Genomic DNA, 412 nt, shown 5'->3' with positions numbered 1-412 from the left:
GTCTTGAGAAACTCGATCCATTCATCCAGATTGTTCACCGCCAGCTTATCGAAGTTGTTCACGCAGAGCAGATAATACTCCGGGAATATGTCTCCGGCTTCGCGATTAGTCTTGCGACCTTGAGGGATTTCATCACCGAAGAAGAGTTCACTCTGTCGGTTGGAGAGTTTCAGGATATCATTCGGCTGATGCAGTCCTTGGAACATCGTCTTGCCATGATATACATAATCCTTAGCCTGTCCCAATGTGAAATACACGATATTGATGGAATATACCTTGCGCACCTTGTCGTAATCATCGCCCAGACTGATATTGTCTGTGATGACCTTGGAAACTCCATAGAGCATACGGTGGAAATAGGTATGTTCCCGGGTATTCTGTATCTCGAAGATGATGAATTCTCCCTTCTCAT

At 45.1% G+C, this 412-nt stretch carries 1 protein-coding gene; it reads right to left on the bottom strand.

Going from position 1 to position 412, the window contains the following annotated elements:
- On the bottom strand, positions 1-412 hold a 412-nt coding region (locus DW657_RS18495; protein WP_233547205.1), incomplete at both ends, for an Rpn family recombination-promoting nuclease/putative transposase.

Source organism: Prevotella sp. AM23-5, assembly GCF_003473645.1.
GTDB lineage: Bacteria > Bacteroidota > Bacteroidia > Bacteroidales > Bacteroidaceae > Prevotella > Prevotella copri_A.
The sequence above is the reverse complement of the archived record's forward strand: the minus strand, read 5'-3'. Positions and strand labels throughout refer to the sequence as shown.